The organism is uncultured Roseibium sp. (assembly GCF_947496995.1).
In the GTDB taxonomy this organism is placed as follows: domain Bacteria; phylum Pseudomonadota; class Alphaproteobacteria; order Rhizobiales; family Stappiaceae; genus Roseibium.
The window spans coordinates 147243-165748 of record NZ_CANMFD010000004.1; the positions used below are offsets into that span (position 1 = coordinate 147243).

Here is an 18506-nt window from a genome sequence, read left to right on the forward strand (position 1 = left end):
TGCGGGCTATAGGCCTCAGCGCCGCGCTTCGATCCCTCCGGAATAGGTCGCCTCATCGACCGGCTCCAGCCAGTTGGTCGCCTTGCCGTCCCGTTCTTCCTGCATTGCCATATGCACGAGACAGGTGGTCGGGCCCGCGCCGTGCCAGTGTTTCACGTCCGGTGGAATCCAGATCACGTCGCCCGGCAGAATGGAAAGTTTCTCCTGACCCCAGACGTGAATGAACCCGGCGCCGTCCAGGATCTGCAGGGTCTGGCCGAACGGGTGCGTATGCCAGTTGGTGCGCGCACCGGGCTCGAAAGTCACCTTGAGGGCACGCAGGCTGGCGGGCGCCGGCGCCTGGATCACCGGATCCTGCCAGACCGTTCCGGTAAAATACTCCGAACTCGCCTTCAGTGACGGCCGGGATCCGGCCTCATAGACAGTCAGGACACTCATGACACCTCCTTGCCCACAAGGGGCGTGACTCGCGATTTGTCTTTCTTTGGCCAGTTGATCAGAACAACCCCGAAAATGGCAAGACAGATTCCGGCGAATGTTTCCAGCTCCAGCCGTTCCGACAGGAACACCACCCCGAGAAAGACCCCGACCCCGGAGCGCAGATAGGCCTGGCTGGCCGTCCCCATCGCCCCCAGTGTCGACAGCAGGCGGAAATAGATCAGGAAGGCCAGCGCGGTGCAGACAAGGCCGAGGATAAGGGCTGCGACAATGCCGGTCGCATCCGGAGAGAGCGTCCATGGCTGCTCGGCCACCAGGCTGAATGGCACGAGCACCAGCGCGGAACATATCAGCGTTCCGGTGGCGGTCACGATCGGCGGCATCCCGGCAAACCGCCTGCCCTGCAGCGCCGCGATACCATACAGCGCCGCACCGGCCAGCACCGCCAGTTGAGCGATGAGATTCTGTCCGAGGTCGTCCAGCGCACCGACACCGACGATCAGGATGATACCGCCGAAACCGAGCAGCACACCGGCAAGCTGACGCATTCCCGGACGCTGGGTACTGCCCACCAGAAGCCAGGAAAAGACGAACACCCAGAGCGGCGATGTGGAGTTGAGCACGCTGGAGACCGCCGTGCCCGCATATTGCTGCCCCCACGCCAGCAGCAGCCAGGGCCCCGTGCTGTTGACCAGCGACTGAATGAAGAACAGGCGCCAGCTGCGGCCGTCGAGCGGCATCCGGATACCCCGCACAGCCATGATCGCCAGAAGCGCCACGGCGGCGGACAGAACCCTGACGGCGATCAGCGTCGCCGGCGGGATCGTCGGCAGCGCCAGGGCGATCCAGAAATAGGACGATCCCCACAAAAGGGCGAGACAGCCCAGCAGGGCAAATTCGAAGGAACGGTTTTGCATGGGGCTGGTTTATCCGTTCACGGCGCGGCTGTCTTCAGGCGCCTGATCCCGCTCTTCCATGCCATAGTCGCGCAGCACATGGGCCACGCGGAGCCTGTAATCCCTGAAATAGCTGCTCCGCCCGGCCTTTTGCGCCTTGCGGTGCTGGGTCAGGCTGCGCCATTCATCAAGTGCTTTTTCGTCCCGGAAGAAAGACACCGAGAGGAGTTTGTCCGGATCTGTCAGGCTCTGGAACCGTTCCACGGATACGAACCCGTCGATCCTTTCGACAAGTGGCCGCATCTCGGCGGCCATGTCGAGATAGGCCTGCTTCTTGTCCGCATGCGGAATGACCTCGAATATCACGGCTATCATCGACTGCCCTCCCTCCCGGCATGCGGCGCGGACGCCAGTTTCAGGAAGGTCCGGTCTTCCCGCAAGATGAATCTTTCCGATTGCGCGAAGGCGTAGTTTTCCTGCCCCAGCGGATCGGCGGCCAGCCGCGCCCGGTAGGCCTCATAGGCGGCCAGATTTTCGATGGTATAGACTCCGTAGGCCAGCGTGGAGGAACCCTCATGCGGGGCGAAATAGCCGATCAGATCCGCTCCGCAGCGGGGAATCGCCTGGCCCCAGTTGCGGGCATAGTGCTCGAAGGCGGCCTTTTTCGCCGGGTCGATGTGATAGCGGATGAAACAGGTGATCATGACGGTCTTGCCTTTCCGTTGCCGTTGACCTGTTCCATGTGCCATGGTCTGCGGCAGGAATGCTTCGACACGGATCGAACCATGAAAGACCTTTTACCAGTAAAGGCGACCTGTCCATGAAAGATGGCCCGGACATTGCCCGCATAGGATCGCTGATCGGTGATCCCGCCCGAGCCAACATCCTCAGCGCGCTGATGAGCGGCAAGGCGCTGACGGCAACGGAACTTGCCGCCGAGGCCGGGATCACCGGACAGACCGCCAGCTCTCATTTGAAAAAGCTGATGGAAGGCGGGTTGCTGACCCAGGCCAAACAGGGTCGGCACCGGTATTTCACCCTCGCCGGTCCGGAGGTCGGCACGGTCGTTGAAGCGCTCATGGGTCTTGCTGCGCGAAAGGGCCATCTGCGCACCCGCACGGGCCCGAAGGATCCGGCAATGCGCGCCGCCCGCATCTGCTACGACCATCTTGCCGGCGACCTGGCCGTGCGGATGTACGACAGTCTTCAAAATCGCGGGTTTCTGGTGGTCTCAACGGACAAGGGCGGGCTCGGCCCGACCGAAGACGGCCGGCACTTCATCTCCACGATCGGCATCGATCTGGACGCCCTCGGTTCCACCCGCCGCCCGCTCTGCCGCGCCTGCCTCGACTGGAGCGAGCGGCGCAACCACCTTGCCGGCAGTCTCGGGGCAGCGCTTTTCGACCGGTTCCAGGACAAGGGCTGGCTGCGGCGGGAATCCGGCAGCCGGGTCGTGACCATCCACCCAAACGGACACGCGGAGCTTTGCAAGCTGTTTCCGGCGTAAGGTGCAGGCCCAGTGGGAGAAAACAAAAAACCCGGCCGAAGCCGGGTCTTGTAGTCAGGTGAGTAGACGTTCGGGGCATGATAAACGTCTAATCGGGGGGTCGTATTCTTGTTATTGGGGCCGATGTAGCTCGGCCCTGAACTCAGGAAGCCTGCTTGGGCTCCTGAGTGTTCGGCATCGCTTCGCGAAAGCTGCGGTAGAGCCGCGCCGGCAACCACGGCAGGCGGTCACGGTTGTAGTCCTGACGGTGCTGAACCAGAAAATATCTTGCGGTATGAACGTTCATTTTAATCTCCTGTCAGGTGCGCCGGATTTCCCGCACACCACGTTATGTCTTATATATAGGCGCACATTGTGCACTTATCTAGAGCGCACTTGGTGCATATTGCCAAAAATTTGTATTATTTTCGTTACGTCAATGACGCCCCCACCAAAACAAACGGCCTTCCGGGGGTAAACCGCGGAAGGCCGTGAAAGTTCCGGCAGTGCAGGAGATAAAAAGGCTACTCGGCCGCTTCCATGCGCGCAGGGTCGTAATTCAGGATTGGACCAAGCCAGCGTTCGGCATAGGCCAGATCCCATCCCTTGCGGGCCGCATAATCCGCCACCTGGTCTTTTTCGATCTTGCCAACACCGAAATAGTGGCTGTCCGGATGACTGAAATAAAGACCGGAGACCGATGATCCCGGCAGCATGGCCCGGCTTTCCGTCAGCTCAATGCCGGTCAGACGTTCCGCATCGAGCAATTTGAACAGCGTGTCCTTCTCGGTGTGGTCCGGCTGGGCCGGGTAGCCGGCGGCAGGACGGATGCCCTGGTATTTCTCGGCAATCGTATCCTCATTGGAAAGCGACTCGTCGGCCGCATAGCCCCAAAGGTCCTTGCGCACGATCTGGTGCAGCTTTTCCGCAAAGGCTTCCGCAAGCCGGTCGGCGAGCGCCTGTGAGAGGATCTTGTTGTAGTCGTCCCCTTCCCGAGCGTAGCGCGCCGCGAGTATGTCTTCACCATGGCCCGCGGTGACCGCGAAACCGCCGATCCAGTCGTTTATGCCGCTGCCCTGCGGCGCCACGAAGTCGCTGAGAGCGACATTCGCCCGCCCGCCCGCGTTCCGTTCCATCTGCTGGCGCAGCGTATGGAACGTCGCAAGCGTTTCGGAGCGGCTCTCGTCGGTGAAGAGACGAATGTCGTCTCCGTCCGCATTGGCCGGCCACAGCGCGGCCACGCCTCTTGCGGTCAGCAGCTTGCCCTCGACGATCTCGTCCAGCATCCGCCGTGCATCGTCGTAAAGCGCCCTCGCTGCCGGACCGTAGCGGTTGTCGGTCAGCACCGCCGGGTAGCGGCCCTTGATCTCCCAGGTGGAGAAGAACGGCGTCCAGTCGATCAGCGGCACCAGATCTTCCAGCGGGAAATCGTCGAACACCGTGCTGCCCGGTTTCAAAGGCGCAAACGGAGGCTTGCCGGCGAAATCGGGTTTGAAGGCATTCTCGCGTGCCACGGCAAGCGGACTGCGCTTCTGCGCGCCCCGGCCGGCGGCATGTTTTTCGGCGATGTCCGCATATTCGAGGCGGATATCGCTGAAATATGGCTCACGTCCACCTTCGCTCATCAGCTTGGAGACAACCCCGACCGCACGGCCGGCGTCGGTGACATAGATCGCCTGACCCCGTTTGTAATTCGGGTGAACCTTCACCGCCGTGTGGATCTTCGACGTCGTGGCGCCGCCGATCAGCAGCGGCAGGTCCATGCCTTCCCGCTCAAGCTCTGCAGCCACATGGCACATTTCGTCGAGCGACGGGGTGATCAGGCCGGAGAGCCCGATGATATCGACTTTCTCCTGACGTGCGGTTTCCAGAATTTTCGCGGCAGGCACCATCACCCCGAGGTCGATCACCTCGAAGTTGTTGCACTGGAGAACGACGCCGACGATGTTCTTGCCGATGTCATGCACATCGCCCTTGACCGTCGCCATCAGGATCTTGCCGTTCGAGGAATCGCCGGTGATCCCCAGCTCTTCCTTTTCCTTCTCCATGAAGGGCATCAGATAGGCCACGGCCTTTTTCATCACGCGCGCGGATTTGACGACCTGCGGCAGGAACATCTGGCCGGACCCGAACAGGTCGCCAACGACGTTCATGCCGTCCATCAGCGGGCCTTCGATCACATGCAGCGGCCGGTCGAAGGACTGGCGTGCCTCCTCCGTGTCTTCTTCCACATAGTCCGCAATACCGTGCACCAGCGCATGTTCCATGCGCTTGGCAACGTCCCAGGTGCGCCAGGTGAGATCCGCCACCCGTTTCTGGCCGCCCTCGCCCTTCCAGCGCTCGGCCGCCTCCAGCATGCGGTCGGTGCTGTCGTCGCGGCGGTTCAGCACCACGTCCTCGCACAGCTCGCGCAGTTCCTTGTCCAGATCGTTGTAGACGGCAAGCTGTCCGGCGTTGACGATGCCCATGTCCATGCCGCGCTGAATGGCATGGTAGAGAAACACCGAGTGCATCGCTTCACGCACGGCCTCGTTGCCGCGGAACGAGAAGCTCAGGTTGGACACGCCGCCCGAGACATGGGCATGCGGCAGGTTCTCGCGGATCCAGCCGGTCGCCTCGATGAAGTCGACGCCGTAGTTGTTGTGTTCCTCGATGCCGGTCGCAACCGCGAAGATGTTCGGATCGAAGATGATGTCTTCCGGCGGAAACCCGACCTCTTCCGTCAACAGCTTGTAGGACCGCGCGCAGATCTCGGTCTTGCGCTCGAAACTGTCGGCCTGCCCCAGTTTGTCAAAGGCCATCACCACGACGGCCGCACCATAGCGGCGAACGAGTTTTGCCTGTTCGATGAAGGCTTCTTCGCCTTCTTTCATGGAAATGGAGTTCACCACCCCCTTGCCCTGGATGCATTTGAGACCGGCCTCGATGACGCTCCATTTGGAACTGTCGATCATCACCGGCACCTTGGCGATATCCGGTTCGGCGGCCACAAGATTGAGGAAGGTGACCATGGCCTCTTCGGAGTCCAGAAGCCCTTCGTCCATGTTGACGTCGATGATCTGGGCGCCGTTCTCGACCTGCTGACGGGCAACCTCCAGCGCGGCGGCGTAATCGTCTTCCTTGATCAGCTTGCGGAAGCGGGCCGAGCCGGTGACGTTGGTCCGCTCACCCACGTTGACGAAATTGGTTTCCTTCGTGACCACGAAGGGCTCGAGCCCGGAAAGCCGCATGTGCCGCTCGATTTCCGGGATCTCGCGCGGTTTCGTGTCCGCGACCGCTTCGGCAATCGCCCGGATATGGGCCGGCGTGGTTCCGCAGCAGCCGCCAACGATATTTACCAGCCCCGCAGAGGCGAATTCGCCGACCAGTTCGGCCATATGCTCCGGGCTCTCGTCATATTCGCCGAATTCATTGGGCAGACCCGCATTCGGATAGGCGCAGACCAGCGTGTCGGCGATGCGGCCGAGTTCATCGACATGGGCCCGCATTTCCTTCGCGCCGAGCGCGCAGTTAAGGCCGATGCTGACCGGACTGGTGTGACGGACCGAATTCCAGAAGGCTTCCGGCGTCTGGCCGGAAAGCGTGCGCCCCGAAAGGTCGGTGATCGTGCCGGAAATCATCACCGGCAGGGCCTTGCCGGTTTCCTCGAACACTTCGTCGATGGCAAACAGCGCGGCCTTGGCGTTCAGCGTATCGAAGATGGTTTCCACCAGCAGGATATCGGCACCGCCGGCAATCAGGCCGCGCGCAGCATCTGCATAAGCAATGCGTAAATCGTCAAAGCTTACGGCACGATAGCCCGGGTTGTTCACGTCCGGCGAGATCGACGCCGTGCGGTTGGTCGGGCCGAGGGCACCGGCGACAAACCGAGGCCGCGACGGATCGTTTGCAGTCACCTGATCGCAGGCTTCGCGCGCAAGTCTCGCGCTTTCGAAATTCAACTCGTAAGCCAGTTCCTGCATGCCGTAGTCGGCCTGCGCGATGGTGGTGGAGGAAAAGGTGTTGGTCTCCACGATGTCCGCGCCGGCTTCCAGGTAATCGACGTGGATCTTCCGGATCGCGTCAGGCTGCGTCAGGCTGAGCAGATCGTTGTTGCCCTTCACGTCGCTCGGCCAGTCGGCAAAGCGCGCGCCGCGATAGGCCGCTTCGTCCAGCTTCAGAAGCTGGATCTCCGTTCCCATCGCGCCGTCCAGCACGAGAATGCGGGATTTGGCAAGATCACGGAGGCGCTCAACGGCGTCGGACTTGATCACGGGTATTTCCTTCCAGAGTGTCTGGTTCGTTGTTTTTGGTTCGGGCGCCGAGGTATCGGAAGCGCCCTTGAATTAATTGTGTGCGGCGGGAGCCTGACGGGCACCGCGCGCACCGGCTGCGGCGATCTTGCTACGGCTTTCGCCGTTAACCCCCATCCCTCACCCTTCCTCACAAGGGGGAAGGGAATTGCGCAGAATGCGTCGCGACGCGGTGCTCAATCACCCCTTTGAAAAGAACGCCGCATCCCGGCAGTTGAGGCCTGATCCCCTTCCCCCTTGTGAGGAAGGGTTAGGGGTGGGGGTCCCTACAAGAGTTCAGCGGCGGGTGCCCCCCACAAAAACTGCGGCGGACGTCCGAAAGCTTATGCCGCGATATCCTCATGCGCGGGCTTTCCCATGCCCAGCATATGACAGATGGCGTAGGTCAGATCGGCGCGGTTCATGGTGTAGAAGTGGAAGTCGCAGATCCCCCTGTCCACCAGATCCATGACCTGTTCGCAGGCGACCGCGACCCCGACCAGCTTGCGGGTTTCCGGGTCGTTGGCGAGCCCCGCGAACCGGCGGGCCAGCCACTGCGGGATCGACGTGCCGCATTTGGCCGAAAACACCATGGTCTGTTCGAAATTGTGGATCGGCACGATGCCCGGGATCACCGGAATGTTGATCCCGGCCGCTGCGATCCTGTCCAGATAGGCATCGAACATGTCATTGTCGAAGAAATACTGGGTGATGATCCGGTCGGCGCCCGCGTCGACCTTGCGCTTCAGATTGTCGATTTCGGTCTGCCAGTTGCCGCTTTCCGGGTGCTTTTCCGGGTAACCGGAAACGGAGATGTCGAAATTGGCGATTTTCTTGATGCCCGCGACCAGGTCGGACGCATAGGCATAGCCCTGCTCGTGCGCGACATAGCGCGTCCCGATGCCTTCCAGCGGGTCGCCGCGCAGGGCAACCAGATGGCGCACACCCAGGTTCCAGTAGTCCCGGACAATGGCATCCACCTCGTCCCGCGACGCGCCGACGCAGGTCAGATGCGCAGCCGGGGCAAGGTCCGTTTCCTTCAGTAACCGCTCCACCGTCTTGTGCGTGCGCTCGCGCGTCGTACCGCCGGCGCCATAGGTCACGGACACGAAGGACGGCTCAAGCGGAGCAAGACGCTGCACCGTGTTCCAGAGCGTTTCCGCCATCTTCTCGGATTTCGGCGGGAAGAACTCGAAAGAAGCGGTTATCGGCGATGCTGCGGCCTGATGCGACCGGCGGGAAGAAGATTCAGACATTTCAGGCGACCTCTCGGGACGTATCTCGGGCAGGCAGGTCGGTGACAATCCGGCGGTCACGAGCGAGCCAAAGTGTAACGGTCAGGTTGTTTTCGGTTTCCTCGGTCGGAACCAGGTCGGTGACCTTTTCCAGATCGAGTTCAAGAGCTTCCAGCCAGCGTTCCATCTGGTCATGGGCAAAGCCGAGCCGGCGGTGGGCGTGTTTCTCGCGCAGGAACTCCAGCTCGTGTGGAGCAAAATCGACAAGCAGCAAGCGCCCGCCCGGCCGCAGGGCCCGGGCAGCTTCGCTCAGCGCGCGCGCCGGTTCCTCGAGGAAATGCAGAACCTGATGGACTGCGACAACATCGAAGGAGCGCGGCGGCACGTTCAGCGCATAGACGTCGCCATGGCGGACCTGCGCATTGGCAAGGCCGGACCTGGCAAGGTTCGCCCGCGCGACCGCAAGCATGTCATGCGAGGCGTCGATGCCCAGCGCGGAGGTATAGAGGTCGGAAAACACTTCCAGCAGGCGACCGGTACCGGTGCCCAGATCCAGGAAAGACTGGAACGGCTTATCGCCAAGGGCTGCCCGCATCGCGGTTTCCACATCGTCTTCGGAGACATGCAGCGAGCGCTCCCGGTCCCAGGTGAGCGCGCGCGCGGCAAAATAGGCCGCGGCCTCCTCCGCCTTGGCCTTGCGGATCGCCCGACAGCGCTCCTGATCGGCCGCCAGAACCGGATCTTCTTTCGAGATGCGTGCGACAAGCGCGCGGGCGAGCTCGCCTTCCGGCCCATCCGCCAGACGGTAATAGACCCAGGAACCTTCCGGAAAACGCTGGATGAGATCCGCTTCCGCCAGAAGCTTCAGATGTCGGGAAATTCGTGGCTGACTCTGACCGAGAATGGCGGTGGCATCCTTCACCGTCAGCTCGCTTTCCGCCAGAAGGGCAACCAGCCGCAACCGCGTCGCCTCGCCCACAGCCCTGAGGGCTGCAAGGGTATCGTCTACGGAAAGGATCGGTTCTTCACTCATGCGCCTGCCAACAATGTCGATATAAAGATATGTTTATATCAATTGTAGCGCAGGTGCAAGGGGGCGAAACGGATCCGACGTGGTTTGGCGCAAAAGCGGCGTAGCGGAAGCGCTCCCTGTCTGCGCGCGCCCTTGCAAATGCAGCGGTGCGCGCGGAGGCCGGATTGCTTCAGCGCTGTTCGCTCGGCAGATGTCCGAAGCGGTCCTTGTAGTAATATGAAAACCGGCCGAGATGAGAAAAGCCGCAGGAATAAGCTGCTTCACCGACGCTGGGCGGATCGCGCCGCGCTGCCAGCAGATAATGCGCCGTATCCAGCCGCGCATTGCGCAGGACCTGCATCGGGCTTTGGCCGAAAACCCGCTGGAACCCCTTTTGAAGCGTCCGCACGTTCATATGTGCAGCCCGTGCGATATCGGCCAGATTGATCGGTTCCGCCAGGTTGGCGTGAATGTACTCAAGCGCCATCCGGATTTCCCTGGGATTGGCCCGGCGGTCCGAGCGTTCGATGATGTGCGAGATGTTGCTGGGTTGAAGGGTCAGCAGCGCATGCGCCAGATCCTCTTCCGCCCTCAGGTCCCGTGCTGCCAGCAACCCCTGAAACAGATCTCCGTTTTCAATGGCCTGAACGCAGGCCATCACGAGACGTTTCAACTGGAGCCCCGGTCCGTTGACCAGATCGACCTGCATCTTGAACCTGATCGGCCCGGGCAGCGGGGCGCCCGTTATCGACCGGGCAGCCTCTTCCAGCCGGGTCCTGTCGACCTGCAGCAGAAGCTTGCTGCAGTCGCGCCTCCAATGCAGCAATGCGCCCCGGTCCGGGTTCAATATGGTCCCCATCTGTGTGGTCGCGATCATTTCCTCGCCGCGGTGCCTGATTTTTGCGCTTCCGGAAAGCGGCACCTGAAACAGATAGAAGGAGTCCAGCCGTCCCGGATCCACCGTTACGTCGGCACCGTAATGCAGGTAGTTGGCGGAAATGTTCTGCCCGCTCACCGCATTGTGGCGGACGAAAAGGCCGGATTGAGAACCAACGACCTCCAGCTTGTGATCGCACAGCTTGCCGGAAATGATGTGCTTTGCCTCCTCCAGGTCGCGGGTGCGAACCACCGGATTGCGCGCGAAATATTCCTTCGTTGGCAAAGCCCCTGTTGTGGCCATCGGTTTCCTTGCAGGACGGTTCCAGGTTCATCCGGCACGATCTTGTGCATGACTTCCAATTTACTTCAAGCTTAAAACTATAGCGAAGTCGGGTTCGTTTTTCGGATAATTGATTGCGCGAATGCAATGCAGTGTAGGCTGAGCATCAAGTCCCAACTGTAACAGCAGGAACCCGGAAAATGGAAAAAGGCGTATTGAAGGCCGATGCCGGCATGAACGCTCTGACATGGAATGTCGTGGGGCACACCTATGTTCCCAAGCTCCTGAGCGAAGAGGCGTTCGTCTGGCATGCCACCATTCCCGATGGCACTTTCGTGCCGCCGCACATCCACCCGACCCAGGATGAATGGATCTACATGCTGGAAGGCGAACTGGACATCGAATTCGCTGATGAGCAGTTCAAGGCCGGTGCCGGTGACACCGTCAAGATGCCGCGCGGCATCGCCCATGGCATCTTCAATCGCTCCGGTGGGACGGCAACATGCATCTTTGGAGTATCGCCGGCGCGCGAACTCTACAAGCTGTTTACCGAGCTGGACGGGGTGAGCGACCCCGCGGAGCTGGTGCGCCTGTCCGCGCTGCGCGAAGTGAACTTCCTCCCTCCCCCCGATGCGCAATAGGCCCGAATGACACTTGAACCTCTGTGCGATTGGGACGACGCCTTCGCCAACATGAAGCATGTGGCCAACTCCGGCGAGTTGCCCCCCTTCTGGACCGCCCGGGCCGCAGCCTACAGGGCCGACCTGCAGGCAGGCGGGCAGCGGCTGGACCTGGACATCGCCTATGGTGACCATCCGCGGGAAAAATTCGACATCGTCTGGCCGGACGGCACCCCTCAGGGACTTGCCGTCTTTGTTCACGGCGGCTTCTGGATGCGGCTGGAAAAGGGGCACTGGACGGATTTCGCGGAAGGTGCGCGGGCAATGGGCTGGGCCGTATGTCTGCCCAGCTACACCCTGGCCCCGGAAGCCCGCATCCACGAGATCACAGCCCAGATCGGCCGGGCGATTTCAACCGCTGCCGGGCTGGTAGACGGCCCCATCCGCTTGTCCGGGCACTCGGCCGGCGGTCACCTTGCAACGCGCATGCTGTGCTCCGACACCCCGCTGCCGGGCGCCGTGTTCAAACGCATTGCCCATACCCTTTCTATCAGCGGTCTTCATGACCTGCGCCCGCTGCTGCACACCGAGATGAACCGGACACTCAACCTGGATCTCGAGGAGGCGCGCGCCGAAAGCGCGGTTCTGGCGCAACCGGCGGCAGCCGCGCCCCTGACCTGCTGGGTCGGAGGCGGTGAACGCCCCGAATTCATCCGCCAGACCCGCCTCCTCACCGACATGTGGGCAGGACTGGACGTTCCGGTACGCTGCGAAATTGAAGGCGATCACAACCACTTCACGATCATTGAAGGTCTCAGGGAACCGGACTCGCCGATCACGACGGCCTTTGTCGGCCCGTTTCAGCAGGCCCGGCCGCAGCACGAAGCTGGTGCGGACGCATGACTATCAAACTTCAGGTTCCCGATATTCAGGCTCCTGAGAGACGGAGGAAACAGAAATGACCGCCATGGCTCCCGGTATCGTCAAATCCCGTGACAGTCTCGACGAGATACGCTGGAACATTCTGGGCCAGACCTATGTGCCCAAGCAGATGACCGAGGAATGCTTTTCCTGGCACGCGACCCTGCCCCCGGGAACCTTTGTGCCGCCGCATATCCATCCGGACCAGGACGAATTTCTCTATATTCTCGAAGGCCGCTTCGATTTCCTTCTCGACGGGCAGGAAGCCGTCGGCGAGCCCGGAGATCTTGTCAAACTGCCACGCGGCATCCCGCACGGCATTTTCAACAAGTCCGAAAGCACGATCAAGACGCTTTTCTGGGTCACCCCGAGCGCGCAGCTCTATGATCTCTTCTGGGCGCTTCACAACCTGGGACCCGAGGCCGATCCGGCCGAGATCGTTGCCGTCTCCGCCGCCCACGCCATCGATTTTCTCCCCCCGGAAGAAGAGGCCGCACAGTGACTGTCCTGATCGCAGGCGCAGGGATTGGCGGGCTGACCACTGCCTTGATGCTGCACAAGCGGGGCATCCGGGCACAGGTCGTGGAACAGGCCCCGGAAGTCCGCGAGGTCGGGGTCGGCATCAACACCCTGCCCCATTCCATCGCCGAGCTTGCCGAACTCGGCCTGCTGGAGCGGCTGGACGAGATCGGGCTGCGCACCAGGGAGCTGCGCTATCTGACGCGCATCGGCCAGGAGGTCTGGCGAGAACCGCGCGGGCTTCATGCCGGCCACGAACACCCTCAGTTTTCCATCCACCGCGGCCGGCTGCAGAAGATGCTTTACGATGCGGCGGTCGAACGCATGGGACCGGACGCCGTCCTGACCGGGCGGCGCCTGTCCGGGTTCGTGCAGGACGAGGCCGGTGTCACCGCACATTTCACCAACACCATCGACGGTGTCGGATCGAGCACGATACGCGCCGAGGTGCTGATCTGCGCGGACGGCATTCACAGCGTCGGCCGGCGCAGGTTCTATCCGGACGAGGGTGTACCAAGCTGGGCCGGTGTCGTCATGTGGCGCGGCGCGGCCGAATGGCCTGTCTGGGAGGATGGCGAGACCATGGCCATCGCCGGCGGTCTGAGCGGGAAACTGGTGCTTTATCCAATCGCGCCCGCCAAAGATGGACGGCAGTTGATGAACTGGGTGGTGAACGTGCGCATGGCCGATGCCTCCGTCTCGCCACCGCCGCCCGAAAGCTGGTCGAAGCAGGCGTCCCTTGCCAAGGTGCTGCCCTATGCAAAGCGGTTCAACGTGCCCGGCATCGACCTTGAAGCACTCGTTCGCGCCAGCGGAACGATCTTCGAGTATCCGATGGCCGACCGCGATCCGCTGCCGCGCTGGACGCACGGGCGGGTGACCCTGCTGGGAGACGCGGCGCACCCGATGTATCCGGTGGGATCGAACGGCGCGGCTCAGGCGATTCTGGATGCACGCTGCCTTGCCGACGAACTGGCCGCTGCGGAGCACCCGCGCGAAGCACTTTACCGCTACGAAAAGGAACGCTTGCCCAAGACCGCCGAGGTGGTACGTACCAACCGGATCGGCGGACCCGAGCGCGTGATCGACGAGGTCGAGAAGCTGAGCCCGCGTCGTTTTGACAACGTGGACGACATTTTGGGATATGAAGATCGCAAGGCGATTGTCAAAGGCTACGCAAAGATGGCCGGTTTCGCCACAAGGGAGGATCCCTGACCGCAAACAAGGATCAAGGGTCCCAACGGGGCTACGGGAACATAAAAACGCTAAGACATCCCGGAAACTCTGAAAAACCGCAGTTCAACCAACCCCGGAGGGGGGACAAGAGGAAAAATGATTATGAAAGCAGAGGCGAAAACAACGATTGCGAAGCTGGCGGCGGCATTGATAACAAGCACCGCGCTTTGTACGGCTGCCCTTGCCGAGGAGGTCAAGATCGGGATGGTCGTGACCCTGTCCGGCCCGCCGGCCGCGCTCGGCCAGCAGATCGTCGACGGTTTCCAGCTCGCGTTGGACCAGAACGACGGCAAGCTGGGCGGCCAGGACGTCACCCTGATCGTCGAGGACGACGAACTCAAGCCTGACGTGGCTCTGCTCAAGGCAAAGTCGCTGGTGGAACGTGACGAAGTCGACTTTGTCGTCGGAACCGTCTTTTCGAACATGCTTCAGGCAATCTTCAAGCCGGTGATCCAGTCCGATACCTTTTTGATCAGCCCGAATGCCGGACCGTCGACCTTCGCCGGAAAGAACTGCAATCCCTATTTCTTCGTCACCTCCTACCAGAACAACCAGAATGCCGAGGTGAGCGGCATGATTGCCAATGAGGAAGGCTTCGAGAAAGTCGTCCTCATGGTGCCCAACTACCAGGCCGGACGCGACAACGTTGCCGGTTACAAGCAGACCTTCAAGGGCACCGTGGCGGACGAGATCTTCACGCCTCTCGGCCATCAGGATTTCTCCTCCGAGCTGGCACAGATCTCCACCTCGGGCGCGAACGCGCTCTTCACCTTCATGCCCGGCGGCATGGGCGTGCGTCTCGTCAAGCAGTTCGAGGCTGCGGGCCTTGGCGACAGCATCGAGTTCACGTCGGTCTTCACGACCGATGAAACCACCCTGCCAGGGCAGCAGGACGCTGCTGTCGGCTTCCTGTCCGCCGGTGCCTGGGCGCCGGACATGAAGAACGACGCCAATCAGGCCTTCGTCTCGGCCTTCGAGGAGAAATACGGCTATGTTCCGGGCTCCTACGCCGCCCAGTCCTATGACACGGCCAACCTGATTGCCAGCGCCCTGGAAAAGACCGGCGGCGACATGAGCGACAAGGACGCCACGCGCGCAGCGCTCGAGGCAGCGGATTTCACTTCCGTGCGCGGGTCTTTCGCCTTCAGCAACAACCACTACCCCGTTCAGGACTTCCATCTGCTTGAAGTGGCGAAGCGGGACGACGGCAAGTTCTGGACGACAGCCAAGCGGACGGTCGTCACCGACTATGCCGACAGCTTCCATGCCGAGTGCAAAATGTAGGAAGCAGATCGCGCCCGCCCCGACCTGGGGCGGGCGCATCCGATCCATGAAAAGGCTGACGCGGTGTCACTGACCCTCCTTCTCATCCAGTGCCTGAACGGACTCCAGTACGGTACGCTCCTGTTTCTGATCGCAGCCGGGCTCACGCTTGTCTTCGGGGTCATGGGGTTCATCAACCTGGCCCATGGCGTACAATACATGGTGGGGGCCTATCTGGTTTTCGCCTTCCACCAGTTGACCGGCAGCTTTGCCGCTGCGGTGGTGCTTTCCCTCGCCGCCGCGCTCTTGCTCGGCCTGCTGCTGGAATATTTCATTTTCCGGCATCTCTACGGACGCGATCATCTGTCCCAGGTGCTGGCGACGTTCGGGATCATCATCTTTCTCAATGAACTGGCCAAGGTCATCTTCGGTCCGGGCACGCTGACAATCGAACCTCCGGAATTCCTGGCCGGATCGATCCAGCTGACAGAACAGCTGCGCTATCCGGTGTATCGCTTCGTGACGATCCTGGCCGGGCTCGCCGTTGCCGCCCTGCTCTACATCACCGTGACCCGGACCCGGGTGGGCATGCTGATCCGTGCCGGCGCGACAACGCCGGAAATGGTGTCCGCACTGGGGGTCAACGTCAAGAAACTGTTCATGATCGTCTTCGGCGTCGGAGCGATGCTGGCCGGTTTTGCCGGCGTGATCGCCGCACCGATCTTCGCCATCGAACCCGGCATGGGAGACAATATCCTGATCATTGCTTTCGTGGTCATCATCATCGGCGGCATCGGATCGATCCGGGGCGTATTTCTGGCCGCTCTCATGGTCGGCCTCTTCGATACGCTCGGGCGCACACTCCTGACCGAGGGGCTGGAGCTGGTGTTCCCGCCCTCCTTTTCCAATCAGGTCGGGCCGGCGCTGGCCTCGATGCTCATCTACATCCTGATGGCCGCCATCCTGGTCGTACGCCCTCAAGGTCTGCTGCCCGCGAAGGGGGCCGCATGATCCGCGTGGACCGCAGCTTCCTGCTCATGGCGCTGATCTTCGCGCTTCTGCTTGCCGCCCCGTTCGTCCTGCCGTTGGTCGGCCAGACCTACCTGCTGAGCCTGCTGATCAAGGCAATGCTGCTGGCGATCGCGGCAATCTCGCTCGATCTTCTGATCGGTCAGGGCGGGATGATCAGCCTGGGCCATGCGGCCTTTGTGGCCATTGGCGCCTATACAGCGGCCATCGGTCTGGAAAGCGGCATCGAGAACATCCTGGTTCTGCTGCTTCTGGCGCTTCTGGTCTCCGGTCTCTTTGCCCTGATCACCGGCGCGCTGGCGCTCAGGACATCCGGCGTCTACTTCCTGATGATCACGCTCGCCTTCGGCCAGATGACCTATTTCACGCTGACCTCCCTTGCCCCCTATGGCGGGGACGACGGCCTGACGCTCTGGTCGATGGCAACCCTTTTCGGCAGCGACGTGGTCCAGAGCGGCGGCCACCTCTATCTTGTGGTTCTGCTGACCCTGCTGCTCGTGTGGTGGGGCGTGCACCGTCTCGGCGAGTCCCGGTTCGGCAGGGTGCTGCGGGCCGCGCGCGACAATCCCGAACGAACGGAGATCATAGGCTTTTCTGTCTTCCGCTACCGGCTGACCGCCTATGTCATCGCCGGAATGATCGCCGCCGTATCCGGGCTGCTGACAATGCAGCATGCGGAATTTGTCAGCCCCGCACTGGCGGCCTGGCAGCGTTCCGGAGATCTTCTTGTGGTCGTGGTCCTGGGAGGCCTCGGAACCCGCAGCGGCGCACTTCTGGGAGCGTTCTTCCTTGTGATCGTGGAGGAAGTGCTCGGTTCCTTCATTCACGAATGGCGGCTGATCTACGGCCCGCTGCTGGTGCTTCTGGCGCTTCATGCAAAGGGAGGGCTGAGCCACCTGCTGCTGCCGGTGACGGCACCCGCGAGAACCGACGCACCCCGCACAAGCGAGGACCATGCGTCATGAATGCGCTGGAAATCCGCAATCTGAACAAGTATTTCGGTGCGCTGCATGTCAGCAGGAACATCTCGCTGTCCGTGCCCGAAGGCCAGTGCCACGCGCTCATCGGACCGAACGGCGCGGGCAAGACGACCCTGATCCACCAGATCTCCGGCGTCCTGCACGCCGATTCCGGCGAAGTCGTTCTCGCCGGCCAGGACATCACCACCAGAAAGACATGGCAACGCGCCCAGGCGGGCCTCGGACGCACGTTTCAGCTGACCTCGGTCCTGCCGTCCTTCTCCGTTCTGGAGAACGTGGCCCTGGCCGTGCAGGCCAGGTCCGGGTCGAGCTTCCGCTTCTTCCGCCCGGCCGCACAGGAGAAGGACCTGAACGAAGCAGCCATCGAGACGCTCGAACGCCTCAACATGGCGGACCGGGCCCATGTGCCTGCCGATGATCTATCGCACGGGGAAAGGCGCCTTCTCGAACTTGCCATCGCCCTGGCGGGTGCACCGGGTTTCCTGCTTCTGGACGAACCCATGGCCGGCCTCGGCCGGGTGGAGAGCGCGATGCTGATCGACATACTGGCCGACCTGCGCCGCTCGATCCCGATGCTGCTGGTGGAACACGACATGGATGCCATCTTCCAGCTTGCGGATACGGTGTCGGTGCTGGTCGACGGACAGATCGTGGCACAGGGCGCCCCGGAAGACGTGCGAAACGACCCGGCGGCCAAGGCGGCCTATCTCGGAGACACCGGACAATGACCACTCTCCTGAGCGTTTCCGATCTGCATGCAGGCTACGGGCGCGCCGAAGTTCTATTCGGGATCGATCTCGATCTGACCGAAGGCCAAGTGACCACGCTCATGGGCCGCAACGGCATGGGAAAATCCACCACCGTCCGGTGCCTGATGGGTCTCCTGAAGCCCGGAAAGGGCCGGATTCTTGTGAAGGGCGAGGACCTGACCGGGGAACCACCCTACCGGATCGCCCAGGCGGGACTGGGGCTGGTGCCGGAGGGACGGCTGGTCTTCCCGTCTCTTACCGTCAGCGAAAACCTGCGCGCCACGGCGCGTCCGGCGCCCGGTGGATGGACGGAAGACAAGGTCTTCGACGCCTTCCCCCGCCTGGCGGAGCGCAGACGCAACCTCGGCTTCCAGTTGTCGGGAGGCGAGCAACAGATGCTGGCCATCGGACGCGCCCTGATGACCAACCCTGACCTCCTGATCCTGGACGAGGCCACCGAAGGACTGGCACCGCTGATCCGCGAGGAAATCTGGTCCATGCTCGCCCGCCTGAAGGCAAGCGGTCTCTCGATACTCCTGATCGACAAGAACCTCGACGAACTCTCCAGGATTTCCGACCGGTACTATGTGATCGAAAAGGGCGAAATCGTCTGGAGCGGCACCGCCGAAGCCTTTGAAGCCAACCGGGCACACGTGGAGCAGTATCTGCATTTGTGAGACGGATCTGCGAGA

Annotated in this window: 19 protein-coding genes; 10 read left to right on the top strand and 9 right to left on the bottom strand. The window is 61.9% G+C overall.

All coding sequences use genetic code 11. The features are described from left to right. Window positions 1–15: 15 nt before the first annotated feature. From Q1B40_RS16695 to Q1B40_RS16710, 4 genes are read right to left on the bottom strand one after another with little or no spacing between them, the layout of a single operon-like run. Window positions 16–438: a cupin domain-containing protein gene (locus Q1B40_RS16695; RefSeq protein ID WP_299816832.1), complete on the bottom strand. Its 423-nt coding sequence runs from the start codon at window positions 436–438 to the stop codon at window positions 16–18. Beyond that, the gene (locus Q1B40_RS16700) at window positions 435–1355 is read right to left on the bottom strand and encodes an EamA family transporter (protein WP_299816834.1); all 921 of its coding nucleotides are present in this window, start codon (window positions 1353–1355) and stop codon (window positions 435–437) included. Before Q1B40_RS16700 ends, Q1B40_RS16695 begins: the two co-directional genes overlap by 4 nt. 9 nt (window positions 1356–1364) lie before the next feature. Beyond that, window positions 1365–1709, bottom strand: coding sequence for an antibiotic biosynthesis monooxygenase (locus Q1B40_RS16705; RefSeq protein WP_299816836.1), 345 nt, complete (start codon window positions 1707–1709; stop codon window positions 1365–1367). Beyond that, window positions 1706–2038: an NIPSNAP family protein gene (locus Q1B40_RS16710; protein WP_299816838.1), complete on the bottom strand. Its 333-nt coding sequence runs from the start codon at window positions 2036–2038 to the stop codon at window positions 1706–1708. The genes Q1B40_RS16705 and Q1B40_RS16710 overlap by 4 nt, the downstream gene beginning before the upstream one ends. A gap of 116 nt (window positions 2039–2154) precedes the next feature. On the opposite strand from Q1B40_RS16710, the gene Q1B40_RS16715 reads away from it, so the two are divergent. Then, window positions 2155–2841: a helix-turn-helix transcriptional regulator gene (locus Q1B40_RS16715; RefSeq protein WP_299816840.1), complete on the top strand. Its 687-nt coding sequence runs from the start codon at window positions 2155–2157 to the stop codon at window positions 2839–2841. A 142-nt stretch (window positions 2842–2983) separates the two neighbouring features. Here the strand turns inward: Q1B40_RS16715 and Q1B40_RS16720 are convergent, their stop codons facing one another. The 5 genes from Q1B40_RS16720 to Q1B40_RS16740 form a co-directional block, all read right to left on the bottom strand. Continuing rightward, window positions 2984–3127 carry a hypothetical protein gene (locus Q1B40_RS16720; protein WP_299816842.1) on the bottom strand — a complete coding sequence of 48 codons (144 nt, stop codon included), beginning with the start codon at window positions 3125–3127 and terminating at the stop codon, window positions 2984–2986. A 217-nt stretch (window positions 3128–3344) separates the two neighbouring features. After that, window positions 3345–7073, bottom strand: coding sequence for a methionine synthase (gene metH, locus Q1B40_RS16725; RefSeq protein WP_299816844.1), 3729 nt, complete (start codon window positions 7071–7073; stop codon window positions 3345–3347). A gap of 362 nt (window positions 7074–7435) precedes the next feature. After that, window positions 7436–8347 carry a methylenetetrahydrofolate reductase [NAD(P)H] gene (metF, locus tag Q1B40_RS16730; protein ID WP_299816846.1) on the bottom strand — a complete coding sequence of 304 codons (912 nt, stop codon included), beginning with the start codon at window positions 8345–8347 and terminating at the stop codon, window positions 7436–7438. A 1-nt stretch (window position 8348) separates the two neighbouring features. Beyond that, window positions 8349–9359, bottom strand: coding sequence for a metalloregulator ArsR/SmtB family transcription factor (locus tag Q1B40_RS16735; protein WP_299816848.1), 1011 nt, complete (start codon window positions 9357–9359; stop codon window positions 8349–8351). A 169-nt stretch (window positions 9360–9528) separates the two neighbouring features. After that, window positions 9529–10518: an AraC family transcriptional regulator gene (locus Q1B40_RS16740; RefSeq protein WP_299816850.1), complete on the bottom strand. Its 990-nt coding sequence runs from the start codon at window positions 10516–10518 to the stop codon at window positions 9529–9531. A 179-nt stretch (window positions 10519–10697) separates the two neighbouring features. Between Q1B40_RS16740 and Q1B40_RS16745 the strand changes: the two genes are divergently transcribed. The 9 genes from Q1B40_RS16745 to Q1B40_RS16785 all read left to right on the top strand — a co-directional run bounded on the left by Q1B40_RS16745 (window position 10698) and on the right by Q1B40_RS16785 (window position 18491). Further along, window positions 10698–11138: a cupin domain-containing protein gene (locus tag Q1B40_RS16745; RefSeq protein ID WP_299816852.1), complete on the top strand. Its 441-nt coding sequence runs from the start codon at window positions 10698–10700 to the stop codon at window positions 11136–11138. A gap of 21 nt (window positions 11139–11159) precedes the next feature. Further along, a complete protein-coding gene (locus tag Q1B40_RS16750; RefSeq protein WP_299817736.1) occupies window positions 11160–12020 on the top strand; it encodes an alpha/beta hydrolase in 861 nt (286 codons plus the stop codon). Between the two features lie 55 nt (window positions 12021–12075). Then, window positions 12076–12540, top strand: coding sequence for a cupin domain-containing protein (locus tag Q1B40_RS16755; protein WP_299816854.1), 465 nt, complete (start codon window positions 12076–12078; stop codon window positions 12538–12540). Continuing rightward, a complete protein-coding gene (locus Q1B40_RS16760; RefSeq protein ID WP_299816856.1) occupies window positions 12537–13772 on the top strand; it encodes a flavin-dependent oxidoreductase in 1236 nt (411 codons plus the stop codon). The genes Q1B40_RS16755 and Q1B40_RS16760 overlap by 4 nt, the downstream gene beginning before the upstream one ends. Before the next feature lie 117 nt (window positions 13773–13889). Further along, the gene (locus Q1B40_RS16765; protein ID WP_299816858.1) at window positions 13890–15077 is read left to right on the top strand and encodes an ABC transporter substrate-binding protein; all 1188 of its coding nucleotides are present in this window, start codon (window positions 13890–13892) and stop codon (window positions 15075–15077) included. Between the two features lie 69 nt (window positions 15078–15146). After that, complete coding sequence (locus Q1B40_RS16770) at window positions 15147–16067, top strand: branched-chain amino acid ABC transporter permease (RefSeq protein WP_299817739.1); 921 nt, start codon at window positions 15147–15149, stop codon at window positions 16065–16067. Next, a complete protein-coding gene (locus tag Q1B40_RS16775) occupies window positions 16064–17050 on the top strand; it encodes a branched-chain amino acid ABC transporter permease (RefSeq protein ID WP_299816860.1) in 987 nt (328 codons plus the stop codon). The genes Q1B40_RS16770 and Q1B40_RS16775 overlap by 4 nt, the downstream gene beginning before the upstream one ends. Beyond that, the gene (locus Q1B40_RS16780; protein WP_299816862.1) at window positions 17047–17793 is read left to right on the top strand and encodes an ABC transporter ATP-binding protein; all 747 of its coding nucleotides are present in this window, start codon (window positions 17047–17049) and stop codon (window positions 17791–17793) included. Before Q1B40_RS16775 ends, Q1B40_RS16780 begins: the two co-directional genes overlap by 4 nt. Then, the gene (locus Q1B40_RS16785) at window positions 17790–18491 is read left to right on the top strand and encodes an ABC transporter ATP-binding protein (protein ID WP_299816864.1); all 702 of its coding nucleotides are present in this window, start codon (window positions 17790–17792) and stop codon (window positions 18489–18491) included. Before Q1B40_RS16780 ends, Q1B40_RS16785 begins: the two co-directional genes overlap by 4 nt. The last annotated feature ends 15 nt before the right edge of the window (window positions 18492–18506 follow it).

Coding starts and splice junctions, on each gene's coding strand:
- Q1B40_RS16695 (WP_299816832.1), bottom strand. CDS start 438: ATGAGTGTCCTGACTGTCTATGAGGCCGGATCCCGGCCGTCACTGAAG.
- Q1B40_RS16700 (WP_299816834.1), bottom strand. CDS start 1,355: ATGCAAAACCGTTCCTTCGAATTTGCCCTGCTGGGCTGTCTCGCCCTT.
- Q1B40_RS16705 (WP_299816836.1), bottom strand. CDS start 1,709: ATGATAGCCGTGATATTCGAGGTCATTCCGCATGCGGACAAGAAGCAG.
- Q1B40_RS16710 (WP_299816838.1), bottom strand. CDS start 2,038: ATGATCACCTGTTTCATCCGCTATCACATCGACCCGGCGAAAAAGGCC.
- Q1B40_RS16715 (WP_299816840.1), top strand. CDS start 2,155: ATGAAAGATGGCCCGGACATTGCCCGCATAGGATCGCTGATCGGTGAT.
- Q1B40_RS16720 (WP_299816842.1), bottom strand. CDS start 3,127: ATGAACGTTCATACCGCAAGATATTTTCTGGTTCAGCACCGTCAGGAC.
- metF (WP_299816846.1), bottom strand. CDS start 8,347: ATGTCTGAATCTTCTTCCCGCCGGTCGCATCAGGCCGCAGCATCGCCG.
- Q1B40_RS16735 (WP_299816848.1), bottom strand. CDS start 9,359: ATGAGTGAAGAACCGATCCTTTCCGTAGACGATACCCTTGCAGCCCTC.
- Q1B40_RS16740 (WP_299816850.1), bottom strand. CDS start 10,518: ATGGCCACAACAGGGGCTTTGCCAACGAAGGAATATTTCGCGCGCAAT.
- Q1B40_RS16745 (WP_299816852.1), top strand. CDS start 10,698: ATGGAAAAAGGCGTATTGAAGGCCGATGCCGGCATGAACGCTCTGACA.
- Q1B40_RS16755 (WP_299816854.1), top strand. CDS start 12,076: ATGACCGCCATGGCTCCCGGTATCGTCAAATCCCGTGACAGTCTCGAC.
- Q1B40_RS16765 (WP_299816858.1), top strand. CDS start 13,890: ATGATTATGAAAGCAGAGGCGAAAACAACGATTGCGAAGCTGGCGGCG.
- Q1B40_RS16775 (WP_299816860.1), top strand. CDS start 16,064: ATGATCCGCGTGGACCGCAGCTTCCTGCTCATGGCGCTGATCTTCGCG.
- Q1B40_RS16780 (WP_299816862.1), top strand. CDS start 17,047: ATGAATGCGCTGGAAATCCGCAATCTGAACAAGTATTTCGGTGCGCTG.
- Q1B40_RS16785 (WP_299816864.1), top strand. CDS start 17,790: ATGACCACTCTCCTGAGCGTTTCCGATCTGCATGCAGGCTACGGGCGC.